Annotated in this window: 14 protein-coding genes; 7 read left to right on the top strand and 7 right to left on the bottom strand. The window is 65.2% G+C overall.

From position 1 onward, the window contains the following. Positions 1-19 precede the first annotated feature (19 nt). The 4 genes from IB255_RS13335 to IB255_RS13320 all read left to right on the top strand — a co-directional run bounded on the left by IB255_RS13335 (position 20) and on the right by IB255_RS13320 (position 3,201). The gene (locus IB255_RS13335; RefSeq protein WP_192210476.1) at positions 20-562 is read left to right on the top strand and encodes a gamma carbonic anhydrase family protein; all 543 of its coding nucleotides are present in this window, start codon (positions 20-22) and stop codon (positions 560-562) included. A 233-nt stretch (positions 563-795) separates the two neighbouring features. Continuing rightward, positions 796-1,956 carry a hypothetical protein gene (locus tag IB255_RS13330; protein WP_192210475.1) on the top strand — a complete coding sequence of 387 codons (1,161 nt, stop codon included), beginning with the start codon at positions 796-798 and terminating at the stop codon, positions 1,954-1,956. A 70-nt stretch (positions 1,957-2,026) separates the two neighbouring features. Continuing rightward, positions 2,027-2,500: a hypothetical protein gene (locus IB255_RS13325; protein WP_192210474.1), complete on the top strand. Its 474-nt coding sequence runs from the start codon at positions 2,027-2,029 to the stop codon at positions 2,498-2,500. A 56-nt stretch (positions 2,501-2,556) separates the two neighbouring features. Beyond that, positions 2,557-3,201, top strand: a complete 645-nt coding sequence (locus IB255_RS13320; protein WP_081518876.1) for an HAD family hydrolase — start codon at positions 2,557-2,559, stop codon at positions 3,199-3,201. 233 nt (positions 3,202-3,434) lie between these two features. Here the strand turns inward: IB255_RS13320 and argE are convergent, their stop codons facing one another. From argE to IB255_RS13295, 5 genes are all read right to left on the bottom strand, one after another. Beyond that, complete coding sequence (argE, locus tag IB255_RS13315) at positions 3,435-4,586, bottom strand: acetylornithine deacetylase (protein WP_192210473.1); 1,152 nt, start codon at positions 4,584-4,586, stop codon at positions 3,435-3,437. Between the two features lie 62 nt (positions 4,587-4,648). Beyond that, positions 4,649-5,323: a DUF1028 domain-containing protein gene (locus IB255_RS13310; RefSeq protein ID WP_138213349.1), complete on the bottom strand. Its 675-nt coding sequence runs from the start codon at positions 5,321-5,323 to the stop codon at positions 4,649-4,651. A gap of 99 nt (positions 5,324-5,422) precedes the next feature. After that, positions 5,423-5,833 carry a RidA family protein gene (locus IB255_RS13305; RefSeq protein ID WP_015474916.1) on the bottom strand — a complete coding sequence of 137 codons (411 nt, stop codon included), beginning with the start codon at positions 5,831-5,833 and terminating at the stop codon, positions 5,423-5,425. Between the two features lie 3 nt (positions 5,834-5,836). Beyond that, on the bottom strand, positions 5,837-7,165 hold the full coding sequence (locus IB255_RS13300) for a flavin-containing monooxygenase (protein WP_192210472.1): 1,329 nt from the start codon (positions 7,163-7,165) through the stop codon (positions 5,837-5,839). Positions 7,166-7,542: 377 nt separating this feature from the next. Continuing rightward, the gene (locus IB255_RS13295; protein ID WP_081518872.1) at positions 7,543-8,463 is read right to left on the bottom strand and encodes a LysR family transcriptional regulator; all 921 of its coding nucleotides are present in this window, start codon (positions 8,461-8,463) and stop codon (positions 7,543-7,545) included. A gap of 137 nt (positions 8,464-8,600) precedes the next feature. On the opposite strand from IB255_RS13295, the gene IB255_RS13290 reads away from it, so the two are divergent. The 3 genes from IB255_RS13290 (at position 8,601) to IB255_RS13280 (ending at position 11,932) form a co-directional block, all read left to right on the top strand. Further along, complete coding sequence (locus tag IB255_RS13290) at positions 8,601-9,947, top strand: aspartate aminotransferase family protein (RefSeq protein WP_192210471.1); 1,347 nt, start codon at positions 8,601-8,603, stop codon at positions 9,945-9,947. Further along, positions 9,948-10,259, top strand: coding sequence for a cupin domain-containing protein (locus tag IB255_RS13285; RefSeq protein ID WP_054910633.1), 312 nt, complete (start codon positions 9,948-9,950; stop codon positions 10,257-10,259). Between the two features lie 176 nt (positions 10,260-10,435). Continuing rightward, entirely contained in the window at positions 10,436-11,932 is a 1,497-nt protein-coding gene (locus IB255_RS13280; RefSeq protein WP_081518870.1) for a CoA-acylating methylmalonate-semialdehyde dehydrogenase, read from the top strand. Positions 11,933-12,057: 125 nt separating this feature from the next. Here IB255_RS13280 and IB255_RS13275 read toward each other — a convergent pair whose 3' ends face one another. Together IB255_RS13275 and IB255_RS13270 are read right to left on the bottom strand one after the other, a co-directional pair. Continuing rightward, complete coding sequence (locus IB255_RS13275) at positions 12,058-12,585, bottom strand: REP-associated tyrosine transposase (RefSeq protein WP_192210470.1); 528 nt, start codon at positions 12,583-12,585, stop codon at positions 12,058-12,060. Between the two features lie 214 nt (positions 12,586-12,799). Then, positions 12,800-13,252, bottom strand: a complete 453-nt coding sequence (locus IB255_RS13270) for a BRO family protein (protein ID WP_192210469.1) — start codon at positions 13,250-13,252, stop codon at positions 12,800-12,802. Positions 13,253-13,925: the final 673 nt, after the last annotated feature.

The raw sequence follows: 13,925 nt of genomic DNA, 5'->3' as shown, positions 1-13,925 counted from the left end.
CAGCCAGAGGAAAGCTATCGTGACGATTCGAACCTATCAGGGCAAAACGCCATCCCTCGGCGAGCGCGTCTTCGTCGATGCCAGCGCGGTGGTCATCGGCGACGTGGAGATCGGCGCGGACAGCTCGGTGTGGCCGCTGGTCACCATCCGTGGCGACATGCACCGCATCCGCATCGGCGCGCGCACCAGCGTGCAGGACGGCAGCGTGCTGCACATCACCCACGCCGGCCCCTTCAATCCGGACGGCTTCCCGCTGACCATCGGCGACGAAGTGACCATCGGCCACAAGGTGCTGCTGCATGGCTGCAGCATCGGCAGCCGCATCCTGGTTGGCATGGGCTCCATCGTCATGGACGGTGCGGTGATCGAGGACGAGGTGATCCTCGGCGCCGGCAGCCTGGTGCCGCCGGGCAAGACGCTGGAGAGCGGCTTCCTCTATGTCGGCAGCCCGGTGAAGAAGGCCCGGCCGCTGACGGACAAGGAGCGGGCGTTCTTCAGCTATACCGCCGGGAACTACGTGAAGTTGAAGGATCAGCACATTGCCGAGGGTTATGCCGGCTGACGGCGGAGTCTCCGTAGGGCGAATAAAGCGGAACGCTTTATCCGCCGATCCCCCGATGGCGGATAACGCCCGAGGCGTTATGCGCCCTACAACCAGGCCGTCCCGCCGGACGGCCGGCCATGCAGGGTCTGGCGCCCTATACTGACCCGAGGTGACCGGACGCCAGCGCGTGCCCGGCCGGGTTCAGCAGCGGGCGGCCAGCCATCACGGCGCCGCCGAGCCGGCGAGCGGCCATGAACAGTCTGTGCTCCCCCAGCGCCACCGTTTCGCCCTGGCGGCGCAGCGGTGTCATTGCCTTGCTAATGCTGGCGCTGGCTGGCTGCGCCCATCACCCCGCCCAGCCCGCCGCCCCGATCAGCGAAGCCACCTGGCACCAGGTGGATGCCGACATTGGCGCCGCTTCCCTGGCCGCCACCTCCCAGGCCCGCGCCTACGCCGAAGAGGCCATGCAGCAGTGGATGGACCTGGTCTACCAGCGCACCGACGAGAAATTCATCCCCTGGTTCTCCAGCTACTGGACCCAGGAATGGCTGAGCATGAAGGTCGCCTGGTACAAGATGGGCTCCCACGGCGACCTCGATCCCACCGTCGACAAACTGGCCGTCTATCTGCAGGAACAGTACCGCAAGCAGGTACTGATACCCGTCGCGAAGCAGGTCGACCCCGACGCGGTGATGGAGAAGGCCACCCGGCATTACATCGAGCTGCTGACCGTGGCGGTGAAGGACATTCCCCAGCGCCGCGGTATCCCGCAGAAGGCCTTCGACGAGCACCTCATGGGTATCCCGGCGATCTCCCTCGGCCCGCCCTCCAGCCGCGATGCTTCGCTGTATGAAGTGGCGTACGCCAAGGACATCGGCAAGCTGCCGGCCTTCGCCGCGCTGATGCAGGACATCCGCACGGCGGCGGGCAAGGCCGGGGCCGGCACCAAGGTCAGTGGCGTCTCACCGGTGGCCCAGCGCACCAGCGCCAAGCTGGTGCACGAGTTGCGCAACCGCAGCATTGCCGGGGTGGTGGCGAGCGCGGCAGGCAAGGTCGCCGGCTCGGTCATATCGGTGGCCTTCACCCTGTTCAGCATGGCCGGCAACGACCACGACCGACCGGAGGTGGAGACCCAGTTGCGCAAGGAGATCAACGCCGCCTTCGACGAACAGTGGCTGGCGCTGATGCGCGACCCGGACGGCGGGGTGATGTCCGGCGTCGATCACCTCGGCGCCCGTGTGCAGCAGAGCCTGACGGGCCGGCTGGCGCAGCCGGAGGATGACGCGCAAGAGCCATCCGCGGCCCAGACCTACGGCGTCGGCGAGGCCGCGCCGGTCAGCGCCAGCGGCGGTTTCCGGGTGCTCAGGCAGGGGCAGGGCTCGGCGCCCCCCGCCGGCAATGGCGCCGAATGATGGAAATGTCGATGGCGCGCCTTGCATACTGAAGCGCCTTCAATGGCCCCCGGATGACCGAGGCAATCGAATGACACCACCCTACTGCGCAGTTTGTGGCAAGGATTTCCGAGGTGAGTACTTTCATACAGGGAACGGTGGTGAGTTGATTCGATTTGCCGACTATCTGCCCTTGCTTGAAGGCTCTGTGGGAATGCCGGCTGGAGCTGCCTGGTTCTGTCGCTCACATGTCGACGCTGCACGGAGCCTCTGCGCCCTGATCCAGAAGGACGCGCTCGATTCGCTGCGCCAGCTCTTCGGCCAATTTTCCCCGCCGATTCCTGGCCCCATGCGCGACCCTGAACTGTGGGTCATCGTTGCTGGCGCCAATTTGGGGGCAGTTGCAAGATTGGTGCGCTCGGCTTCTGGCTGGACACCGGCCCAGGCGCACGAGCGGATCAAGGCTGGGCCCTTTCTGCTGATCTCGGGCTGGCCATCCGAGCTTGCTCGCTGGGAGGCTCTACTCCGAGAGGCGGGGGCAACTACCGAGATTCGCTATCCCTGAAAGTCACGATGCAAGTTATCCTTCCCGCCCGACTTTCGCGGCCGGACGCTGATCCCATGCATTACCAGAACATTCTTTTCGACCTCGACGGCACCCTCACCGACCCGCGCGAGGGCATCACCCGTTCGATCCAGTACGCCCTCGCCCAGCTGGGCATCGACGAGCCCGACCTGCGTCAGCTCGAACACTTCATTGGCCCGCCGCTGCTGCAGTGCTTCATGAGCACCTACGACTTCGACGAGGCGCGCGCCTGGGAAGCGGTGAATCACTACCGCGTGCGCTTCAAGGACACCGGGCTGTACGAGAACAAGGTGTTCGATGGCGTCGCCGAGCTGCTGCAACTGCTCGGCGGCCAGGGTCGCACGCTGTTCATCTGCACCAGCAAGCCAACCGTGTTTGCCGCCGAAATCGCCCGCCACTTCGACTTCGCCCGGCACTTCAAGGTGATCTACGGCAGCGAGCTGGACGGCACGCGCACCAACAAGGTCGAGCTGATCGAGCACCTGCTGGGCATCGAGCAGCTGGACCTGAAGCAGACGCTGATGATCGGCGACCGCAAGCACGACCTGATCGGCGCGCACCGCAACGGCCTGTCCGCCGCCGGTGTCGGCTATGGCTTCGGCAGCCGCGAAGAGCTGATGGCGGAGAGCCCGGCGCATTACTTCGCGAACATGGACGAGCTGCGCGCGGCGTTTGCCTGACCGCGCAGCGCTGAACCTGCAGGAGCGGGCCATGCCCGCGACCGGCTGACTGGATCGTAGGGCGGATAACGCGCCAGCGTTATCCGCCGCGAGGGATGCGGCGGATAACCCGTTCCGGGTTATGCGCCCTACAGCCGATTCTTTCGCGATCGATTTCCGGCCGCTCAGGGCAAGCCGGATGCCCATCGCGGACGGAGTCCACTCCTACGAAGCCGGGTAAACCGCGCGGCGAATCAACCGCGCAACCACTCCGCCAGTCGCCCCATCATTTCATCGCACTTCGCCAACTGCTCCAGGCTGACGAACTCGTCCGGCTTGTGGCCCTGGTCCATGCTGCCCGGGCCGCAGACCACGGTGGGGATGCCGGCCTGGTGGAACAGCCCGCCTTCGGTGCCATAAGCAACGGTGGTGAAGTCGCGCGAGCCAGTCAGCTGCGCAATCAGCTCGGCAGCCTGGGCCTGCTGGTCGGTGACCAGCGCCGGGTAGGCGGAAATTTCGCTGAAGCGGATGTTCGTCTCGGCCTTCACCGCACGCATCTTCGGCAGCAGCTCGGCTTCGGCAAAGGCGCGCAGGTCATCGGCGACCTGTTGCGGATCGTCGCTGGGCAGCGCGCGTACTTCGAAATCGAACTGGCATTCGGCAGGCACGATGTTCAGCGCGCGGCCGCCGCTGATCACGCCGGTCTGCACGGTGGAGTAGGGTGGATCGAAGCGCGGGTCATGGCGCTCGGGTGCGGCCAGGCGGGTGCCGATCTCGCCAAGGCGGCCGATCAGTTTCGCCGCGTACTCGATGGCGTTCACGCCCTGCGGCGCGTAGGCCGAGTGGCACGGTGCACCGTGTACCTGGCAGCGCATGGCGAGCTTGCCCTTGTGGCCGAGCACCGGCTTGAGTTCGGTGGGTTCGCCGATGATGCACAGCATCGGCTTGTGTTCGCGATGCTCCAGCGCGGCGAGCAGCGAGCGCACGCCGAGGCAGCCGACCTCCTCGTCGTAGGAGAAGGCCAGGTGCACCGGCAGGCGCAGCGGCTGGGCGAGGAACGCCGGCACCGCCGCCAGCACGCAGGCGATGTAGCCCTTCATGTCCGCAGTACCGCGCCCGTAGAGGCGGCCATCGCGTTCGGTGAGCTCGAACGGCGGGACCGTCCACGGCTGGCCATCGGTGGGCACCACGTCGGTGTGGCCCGACAGGCACACGCCGCCGCGGTCCTGCGGACCCACCGTGGCGTAGAGATTGGCCTTGCCGCCTTCGGCATCGTGGAACAGCTCGCAGGCGATGCCAAAGCCCGCGAGGTAGTCGCGGATGTAGTGGATCAGCGCCAGGTTGGAATTGCGGCTGACGGTATCGAAGGCGATCAGGTCGGCGAGGATTTCACGGCTGGAAGGCATGGTCGGGTCCTGCTTCAAAACTTTTGCAGGAGCGGGCATGGCCGCCCCTGCGGGAGGGTCGCTTACTCGTCGCCCGGCACGCCGTAGCTCGGCGCCTTGGTCGGGTCGAGGGCGCGCACCAGGTAGTCCTCCAGCTGCGGCTTGTAGGCCACCCAGAGTTTTTCCAGCTCATCGATGGGCGCTTCGTCCGCCCAGTCTACGCGCAGGTCGACGATCGGCCAGACCAGGTCGCCGACGACTTTCAGGGCGGCCGAATGCACCGGGCCGGCCTCGCCACCGGCGGCCATCGCCGCCTGCATCGCGGCCAGCAGGCGCTCGGCCAGGCAGCCGTTGGCGCTTTCGAAGGCCTGGGTCATGGCTTGGATCACCGCGGGGGACGACAGCAGGTTGCCCGCCGCCACGCAGTTTTCACCGGCCACGGCGTTGTACACGCCCAGCGCTTCGCTGCCGGTGAACAGCGCGACCTTGCCGTGCTGGTCGATCACCGTCACCTGGCGGTACTGGCTGTAGCCGTTGCTGGAGAGCGCCTTGTCCAGCGCCGCACCCGGCTCCAGGCCGGCTTCGAGCTGGTCGAGGATCTGCGGGCCGAGGGCCGGCAGGGTGATGTTCTGCGTGGCCACCGCACCGACGCCGGCGCGCACCCAGGGGCAGCGGGCGCCCACGGCGATGCTCGAGGAGCTGATGGCGATACCCAGTTGTCCGGTTTCGGCGCAGCGGCCGACGATGGAGAAGGTCATGGTGGCTCCTTTGCTTGTTCTATCAGCGCAAACCTGCACAAACGACGAAGCGGCGAGGCAGGAAATCCCGCGTCGCCGCATCGCATTTCAGATCATCAATCAGTCCGGAATGACCGCGATGACGTCGATCTCCATCAACCACTGCGGCTGGCCGAGGGCCGACACCACCAGGCCGGTGGAGATCGGGAACACGCCCTTCAGCCACTTGCCGACTTCCTGGTACACCGGCTCGCGGTAGCGCGGGTCGATCAGGTAGGTGGTGGTCTTGACGATGTGCGACAGGTCGCTGCCGGCTTCTTCCAGCAGTTGCTTGACGTTCTTCATCGCCTGTTCGGCCTGGGCGCGCGGGTCACCGAGGCCCACCAGGTTGCCCTCGAAGTCGGTACCGACCTGGCCGCGTACGTACACGGTGTTGCCGGCACGCACGGCCTGGCAGAGGTCGTTGTCCAGGGTCTGGTTCGGGTAGGTGTCCTTGGTGTTGAACATGCGGATGCGAGTGTGGGTAGGCATCTCTTACTCCCAGGATGCGGCTTTCGGAACGGAGCCTTCGCGCTGCGAGGCATCCTGATATTCGACATAACGGCGTTGGGTGGCGATATGGCCGGCCACGTGCTTGGCGTCGTGCCATACGCCCCAGATGAACGAGGAGCCACGGCGCGACAGCCAAGGCAGGCCGACGAAGTACACGCCCGGCTCGCGGGAAACGCCGCGCTGGTGCTTGGGCTTGCCCTTGTCGTCGAAGGCGTTCACCTGCAGCCAGTTGAAGTCCACGGCGTAGCCGGTGGCCCAGATGATCGAGGTGATGCCGGCTTCGGCCAGGTCCAGCTGCTGGATCGGGTTCCGGATGCACTCGGCGTCAGGGTAGACCTTGCGGGCTTCCGGCTCGAGCGGCAGGTCGAGGCCGTTTTGCTCGATATAGGCGTCTGCGGCGTCCAGCAGGCCGAGGTAGTTGTTGTCGCCGGCTTTCAGGTTGGCCACCAGGTCGTCCTGGAAGGTCACCTTGCCGTCAGCGAAGGACTTGGTCAGGCCGGTCAGGGTGATGCCCTCGTTGGCCAGACGGCGGAAGTCGATGGTCTCGCCGCCACGGGCACCGCTCACGGCGATGGTCACGTGCTCGCGGCCCGGCTGCACTTCCTCGGCGTCCCACAGGCCGAGCACACCCAGCCACCAGACGAAGTCGCGGTTGCGGTAGGAGCGCGGCGGACGGTCATGGGCGCCCACGGAGAGGAAGACCTTCTTGCCGGCGCGGTTCAGCTCGTCGGCGATCTGCACACCGGAGGAGCCGGCACCGATCACCAGCACGGCGCCTTCGGGCAGCTGCTGCGGGTTGAAGTACTTGGCCGAGTGGATCTGCTGGATGCTCTCGTCCTTCGGCGCGATGGCCGGGATCACCGGGCGCTGGAACGGGCCGGTGGCGGAGACGATACGCAGGGCCTGCAGGGTGCCCTCGGAGGTTTCCACGCTGAAGCCGGGGCGGCCTTCGTTGCGGGTGACCTTCTTCACTTCCACACCGGTGCGGATCGGCGCGTTGAACTGCTTGGCGTAGGCGACGAAGTACTCGGCGACCTGCTCCTTGGCCGGGAAGTCATCCGGGCCGACCGGGAATTCCATGTTCGGGAAGCGGTCATGCCAGGCCGGGCCGTTGGCGACCAGCGAGTCCCAGCGGCCGGTGCGCCAGGCTTCGGCGATGCGGCTCTTTTCCAGCACGATGTGCGGCACGCCCTGCTGGGTCAGGTGCTCGCTCATGGCCACGCCGGCTTGTCCGGCGCCAACGACCAGCGTGTCGATTTCCAGGTTATCAAGCGACTTCTTGCCGAAGGCGCCTGGATTCAGGTCGGTCATGGCTTGCTTCCTCAGACTCTGATCACGTTTGTTCTTGTTGCGGCTGCGGTGAGCTGTTGGCCGCATTCTGTTCAGAGGCTGTGAATAGCGAAATTATGTTTTTTGTAGTCGCAGGCTAGGGAAAAGCTGCACCCACGCAAACCCCGCGGCCCGCGGGCTGCAGGGGAGGGGGTATAGGATTTTTGGTGGCTGGGGCGACAAATTGGATAGGCAGAATGTGGCTTGCGCGGGATTGATCCCGCACCAGTGTCACCGGCGTGTCGCCAGGTAGGTTGGGTGGAGCGCAGCGATACCCATGCTGTCGGCGCGCCGGATTGATGGGTATCGCTGCGCTCCACGCCATCCTACGGAGGCATTCATCCTGAGCGTCTGGCGGATCAGCGGCTTTCTGCCACCGCCTCGATGAACCGCTCCAGCACCAGGTTCGGCCGGCGGCCCTTGCGGGTCACCACGGTCAGCGGGATGTCGTAGTGGAAGCGCTCCGGCCGCAGCGGGCGCAGGCGGCCCTGGGCGACCCAATCGGCGGCGTAGTGGTCGGGCAGGTAGCCGATGTAGCTGCCGGTGAGAATAAGGAAGGCCATGCCCTCGCGGTCCGAGGCGTTAGCGCTGCCGCGCAGTTCCTGGTGGCGCTCCTGGGCTTCGGCGGGGATGCGGTAGCTGGGCTCCACCGCGTCGCAGGCGTGGATTTCCTCCACCGTGATACTCGCGTCGTCGCGCTCGAACAGCGGGTGCTCCTGGCTGCAGAACAGCAGCGAGCGCTCCTCATAAAGAGCGGAATACTCCAGCCCCGACAGCGGGCTGATGAGCGGCACCACCCCGACGTGCAACCGTCCGTCGAGAACTCCCAGCTCGATCTCGTTGGGCGTGGTCATGCCGATGTTGATCCGCACGCCCGGCCCGCTGGCCTTCAGCGCGCGCAGGGCGTGGGTGATGCGCATCTGCGGCAGGGTCACCAGGTTGTTGATGATGCCGATGTTCAGCTCGCCGCGCAGGTGCTGGTGTAGCTCGTTGACCTCGGCGCGGAAGCCCTCCAGCGCCGCCAGCAGCGACTGGGTCGCGCGGTATACCTCGCGGCCCTCGTCGGTCAGCGCGAAGCCCGCCCGGCCGCGCTGGCACAGACGCATGCCCAGGCGCTTTTCCAGATCACCCATGTGCAGGCTGATGGCCGAGCGGCTGATGCCCAGCGTGCTTTCCGCGGCCGAGAAGCTGCCGCACTCGACTATGGTTTTGAAGATGCGCAGCAGGCGGATCTCGAAGTCGCTGACCTGGCCCAGGGAAGGCGCCCGTTGTTTCGCCATTTTAGTTTTACCAATCCGAAACTGAACGTAAGAAGAATAAGCTTTAACTCACGTTAAGTCAGGCCCAATCTACGAGCATCGCACCAGGCCCGACGCGGCCTGCGCGCCCAACAAGACTGTCGTCGAGGACATGCTCCATGAACCAGCAAGTGAACGTCACCCCGTCGGTGGCCAGCGAACTGAACCTGAAGGCCCACTGGATGCCCTTCAGCGCCAACCGCAACTTCCACAAGGACCCGCGCATCATCGTCGCCGCCGAAGGCAGCTGGCTGGTGGACGACCAGGGCCGCAAGATCTACGACAGCCTGTCGGGCCTGTGGACCTGCGGCGCCGGTCACTCGCGCAAGGAAATCGCCGACGCGGTCGCCAAGCAGCTGACCACCCTCGACTACTCCCCGGCTTTCCAGTACGGCCACCCGCTGTCCTTCAAGCTGGCTGAAAAAATCACCCAGCTGACCCCGGCCTGCCTCGACCACGTGTTCTTCACCGGCTCGGGCTCCGAGTGCGCCGACACCTCGATCAAGATGGCCCGCGCCTACTGGCGCCTGAAAGGCCAGGCGCAGAAGACCAAGCTGATCGGTCGCGCCCGTGGCTACCACGGCGTGAACGTCGCCGGCACCGCCCTGGGCGGCATCGGTGGCAACCGCAAGATGTTCGGCCAACTGATGGACGTCGATCACCTGCCGCACACCCTGCAGCCGGGCATGGCCTTCACCAAGGGCATGGCCGAGACCGGCGGTGTCGAGCTGGCCAACGAACTGCTGAAGCTGATCGAGCTGCATGACGCGTCGAACATCGCCGCCGTCATCGTCGAGCCGATGTCCGGCTCCGCCGGCGTCCTGGTTCCGCCGAAGGGCTACCTGCAGCGCCTGCGCGAAATCTGCGACCAGCACAACATCCTGCTGATCTTCGACGAAGTGATCACCGCCTTCGGCCGCATGGGCAAGCCCACCGGCGCCGAGTTCTTCGGCGTGAAGCCGGACATCATGAACGTCGCCAAGCAGGTCACCAACGGCGCCATCCCCATGGGCGCGGTGATCGCCAGCAGCGAAATCTACGACACCTTCATGGGTCAGAACCTGCCGGAATACGCCGTCGAGTTCGGCCATGGCTACACCTACTCCGCGCACCCGGTCGCCTGCGCCGCCGGTATCGCCGCGCTGGACCTGCTGGAAAAAGAGAACCTGATCCAACAGTCGCTGGAACTGGCTCCCTACTTCGAGAAGGCCCTGCACGGCCTGAAGGGCGCGAAGAACGTCATCGACATCCGCAACTGCGGCCTGGCCGGCGCGATCCAGATCGGCGCCCGCGACGGCGACGCCATCGTGCGTCCGTTCGAAGCCAGCATGAAGCTGTGGAAAGAAGGCTTCTACGTGCGCTTCGGCGGCGACACCCTGCAGTTCGGCCCGACCTTCAACGCCAAGCCCGAGGACCTGGACCGCCTGTTCAGCGCCGTGGGCGACGCCCTCAACGGGGTAGCGTAAGTGAGCGAGCGTCCGAAGGCCGTCCCGACGGTACAGATCGACAACGACAAGGTCCTGGTCACCGAGTGGCGCTTCGCCCCCGGTGCCGAGACCGGCTGGCACCGCCACGGCATGGAATACGTCGTGGTCCCGGTGACCAACGGCGAACTGCTGCTGGAAACCCCCGAGGGCGAGCGGCGCGCGCCGCTGGTCCTGGGTGCGAGCTACACCCGTCAGATCGGAACCGAGCACAACGTGATCAATCCTTGCGATCACGAAGTGGCGTTCATCGAGATCGAGCTCAAGAGCGACGACCACCCACACAGCCACTGAGTGCGCGGGCACGCGAGAAGGCACGCCGGCGGATGTCACCGTAGAGTGACCTTCCCGGCGGGCCTCCACGCCCGAGCCGTGCACCGTACAAATCCCCTTTCCCTTCAGGGAGAGGGCTAGGGAGAGGGGCTCTTCGCGAGCTCCGCCCCCACACTTTCAGCGAGAAGAGACTTCCCATGACCACCGTCAAGCACCTGATCGGCGGCGAGATGATCGCCGACACCGGCCGCACCGCCGACGTCTTCAACCCGTCCACTGGCGAAGCCATCCGCAAGGTCCCGCTGGCCAGCCGCGAAACCGTGCAGCAGGCCATCGACGCCGCCAAGGCCGCTTTCCCGGCCTGGCGCAACACCCCGCCGGCCAAGCGCGCCCAGGTGCTGTTCCGCTTCAAGCAACTGCTCGAAGCCAACGAGCAGCGCATCGTCCAGCTGATCAGCGAAGAACACGGCAAGACCATCGAAGACGCCGCCGGTGAACTCAAGCGCGGCATCGAGAACGTCGAGTACGCCAGCGCCGCCCCGGAAATCCTCAAAGGCGAATACAGCCGCAACGTCGGCCCGAACATCGACGCCTGGAGCGACTTCCAGCCGATCGGCGTGGTCGCCGGCATCACCCCGTTCAACTTCCCGGCCATGGTGCCCCTGTGGATGTACCCGCTGGCCATCGCCTGCGGCAACACCTTCATCCTCAAGCCGTCCGAGCGTGACCCGAGCTCCACCCTGCTGATCGCCGAACTCTTCGAAGAAGCCGGCCTGCCCAAGGGCGTGCTGAACGTGGTGCACGGCGACAAGACCGCCGTTGACGCGCTGATCGAAGCTCCGGAAGTGAAGGCCCTGAGCTTCGTGGGCTCGACCCCGATCGCCGAATACATCTATTCCGAAGGCACCAAGCGCGGCAAGCGCGTACAGGCCCTGGGCGGCGCCAAGAACCACGCGGTTCTGATGCCCGACTGCGACCTGGACAACGCCGTCAGCGCCCTGATGGGTGCGGCCTACGGTTCCTGCGGCGAGCGCTGCATGGCGATCTCCGTGGCCGTTTGCGTGGGCGACCAGATCGGCGACGCGCTGGTCGAGAAGATCGTTCCGCAGATCAAGGCCCTGAAGATCGGCGCCGGCACCAACTGCGGCCTGGACATGGGCCCGCTGGTCACTGGCGCTGCCCAGGCCAAGGTCACCGGCTACATCGATACCGGTGTAGAACAAGGCGCCCAGCTGCTGGTCGACGGCCGCAACTTCAAGGTTGCCGGTCACGAGAATGGCTTCTTCATCGGCGGCACCCTGTTCGACAAGGTGACCCCGGACATGACCATCTACCAGGAAGAAATCTTCGGCCCGGTGCTGTGCATCGTGCGCGTGAACAGCCTGGAAGAAGCCATGCAGCTGATCAACGACCACGAATACGGCAACGGCACCTGCATCTTCACCCGCGACGGTGAGGCGGCCCGCCTGTTCTGCGACGAGATCGAAGTCGGCATGGTCGGCGTCAACGTACCGCTGCCGGTACCGGTGGCCTACCACAGCTTCGGCGGCTGGAAGCGTTCGCTGTTCGGCGACCTGCACGCCTACGGCCCGGATGGCGTGCGCTTCTACACCAAGCGCAAGGCCATCACCCAGCGCTGGCCGCAGCGCAAGTCGCACGAAGCGGCGCAGTTCGCCTTCCCCAGCAATGGTTGATGGTGAATAGGTAAAGAGAAAGGCCGGTCTAGTGACCGGCCTTTTTTGTTCGCAGAGTGCATTGCCCAATGCATCCGCTTGCCGGGAGCGCATTTGTAGGATGGTGTGGAGCGCAGCGATACCCATCATTCCCCCGCCTCCATTGCATCCACCGCACCGCCTCCCCAGTCCGCCACCAGCAACCCATGGCGAACGTAGCGATGAAACGACGACCATCGCCAATCGACTACACGCGAGACATGGCCGTGCTTGCACGGATTGAAGTGGATGTAGTCCACATGCCGTTTGAAATCGCGGTCGTCGCGGATTCGGTGCTCCCAGTAGCGTCGTTGCCAGATGCCGCGCTCGCCCTTTGTCTGGCGGCTGCCAGAGACGTCCTCCGTCCTGGGGAGCGCCCGTGAGAATTCTGTCTTGATCAGCCGCCAGCGCAGCGCGTAATTCGCGTCGCCCACTGGCAGGGTGCAGATGGCGTGCAGGTGGTCGGGCAGGATGACGATGGCGTCGATGTGCCAGGGGTGGCGTTGTTGCGTGTAGCCAAAGGCGGCGCGGAGCAGGTCGATGTTCTCTACCAGCAGGCGTGAGCGGCGGTCGGCCAGGGCAAGGGTGAAGAACCAGGTGGCGCCATCGGTTCTGTCGCGGCGGTATGAGGTCATGGCGCGTCCTGTGGGCATTGATGGGTATCGCTGCGCTCCACGCCATCCTACGTTCGCGGTCACTTGCGGCTCTGCGGGTACCGGTTGAACCTTTTTTGATGGGTATCGCTGCGCTCCACGCCATCCTACGTTCGGGGTCACCTGCGGCTCTGCGGGAGCCGGCTGAAACCTTTGTAGGATGGGTGGAGCGGAGCGATACCCATGCTGCTGCGGCTCAGGAGTAATCGAACATCCGGGGAACTTCTTCCCAGCGCATCCACAGGTCGCCTTGCCAGTTGAGCAGCATCAGGCGGCGGGCGTCCCAGGTGAGGAGGACGCGGCGGGGTGCTTCGGATTCCGGGGTGTGCTGGTCGCGCAGGGTGGGAATGACGTCGTGGCAGAGCCAGCGGTCCAGTGCTTCGAGTTCGGGGTGGCCGAAGCGGACGAAGGCCTTGTAGATGGCGGCTTCGCTGAGCAGGACGGTGTCTTCCGTGGTACCGGTGCGGTAGGTCAGCGGGAGGGTTTGGACTTCGTGGGGGAAGAAGCGGTGGTGGAAGCTGTCGGGATACTGGACGGAGAGCAGGCGCGCGATATCGCGGGAGGCGAACCAGGCCTGGTTGTCGAGCATCAGACCGCGCAGGAAGCGCTTTTTGCGGGTGAAGAAGGTTGGGGTGTAGGTGTTGTGCATAAGTGGAACTCCTAACGATTAAAGGAGCCGCACCCATGTCGCCAAACATAGGAGGCGGACCGCGCGGGGTTGGCGAACCGGACGTCAGGTCCCGGCAGACCCGGAGGTCTCCCCGCGCGATCCGCCATAAGCGTTGCAGAAATTTCTGCAGGGTGCGCGGGGGCCTACAAAAACATTCGCTGTTTTCGTAAGCACTTGTGGGCGCTATCGCGCCTGACGTCGCCGGGTCGCCAAACCCAGGTCACTGATGTGACTGGGCGAGGATAGGAATGCCAGGGATACCCAACAAGCAGTCGTTTCCGGCTTGCCTGTAGGAGCGAGCTTGCTCGCGAACCACCCAGCGCCAGCGTTTCCTTGTAGGAGCGGGCCATGCCCGCGATCGCGCGCATGGCGCGCTCCTACAGGTTGGCTCTAGCGTTTCGGTTTACGTTGGAGCGGAGTTTGTCCACGATGCTTTCAGGTTGGGTGTTACGCGTCGCTTCGGCGTGCGCGTGGACTTCTGGTTTCGCCCCCTCGGGCGACCTCCTTTGGCAAACGACCCAAAGGAGGCAAAGGTCTTGCCCCGGACATCCGGTTTTTCGCTTAGGCGAAAAATTCCCTCGTTGAATCGAAGTTTCAGGGGCACGCCGCGAAGGGCCATCCCTGGCCCATCGCGGCTCTCGCGGCATCCATG

Origin of the sequence: Pseudomonas sp. PDM22 (assembly GCF_014851965.1) — a bacterium.
In the GTDB taxonomy this organism is placed as follows: domain Bacteria; phylum Pseudomonadota; class Gammaproteobacteria; order Pseudomonadales; family Pseudomonadaceae; genus Pseudomonas.
Note: the sequence above shows the minus strand (reverse complement) of the source record. Positions and strands in the feature narration are given on the sequence as shown.

Coding starts and splice junctions, on each gene's coding strand:
- IB255_RS13330 (WP_192210475.1), top strand. CDS start 796: ATGAACAGTCTGTGCTCCCCCAGCGCCACCGTTTCGCCCTGGCGGCGC.
- IB255_RS13320 (WP_081518876.1), top strand. CDS start 2,557: ATGCATTACCAGAACATTCTTTTCGACCTCGACGGCACCCTCACCGAC.
- IB255_RS13310 (WP_138213349.1), bottom strand. CDS start 5,323: ATGACCTTCTCCATCGTCGGCCGCTGCGCCGAAACCGGACAACTGGGT.
- IB255_RS13290 (WP_192210471.1), top strand. CDS start 8,601: ATGAACCAGCAAGTGAACGTCACCCCGTCGGTGGCCAGCGAACTGAAC.
- IB255_RS13300 (WP_192210472.1), bottom strand. CDS start 7,165: ATGACCGACCTGAATCCAGGCGCCTTCGGCAAGAAGTCGCTTGATAAC.
- IB255_RS13280 (WP_081518870.1), top strand. CDS start 10,436: ATGACCACCGTCAAGCACCTGATCGGCGGCGAGATGATCGCCGACACC.
- IB255_RS13270 (WP_192210469.1), bottom strand. CDS start 13,252: ATGCACAACACCTACACCCCAACCTTCTTCACCCGCAAAAAGCGCTTC.
- IB255_RS13305 (WP_015474916.1), bottom strand. CDS start 5,833: ATGCCTACCCACACTCGCATCCGCATGTTCAACACCAAGGACACCTAC.
- argE (WP_192210473.1), bottom strand. CDS start 4,586: ATGCCTTCCAGCCGTGAAATCCTCGCCGACCTGATCGCCTTCGATACC.
- IB255_RS13325 (WP_192210474.1), top strand. CDS start 2,027: ATGACACCACCCTACTGCGCAGTTTGTGGCAAGGATTTCCGAGGTGAG.
- IB255_RS13275 (WP_192210470.1), bottom strand. CDS start 12,585: ATGACCTCATACCGCCGCGACAGAACCGATGGCGCCACCTGGTTCTTC.
- IB255_RS13295 (WP_081518872.1), bottom strand. CDS start 8,463: ATGGCGAAACAACGGGCGCCTTCCCTGGGCCAGGTCAGCGACTTCGAG.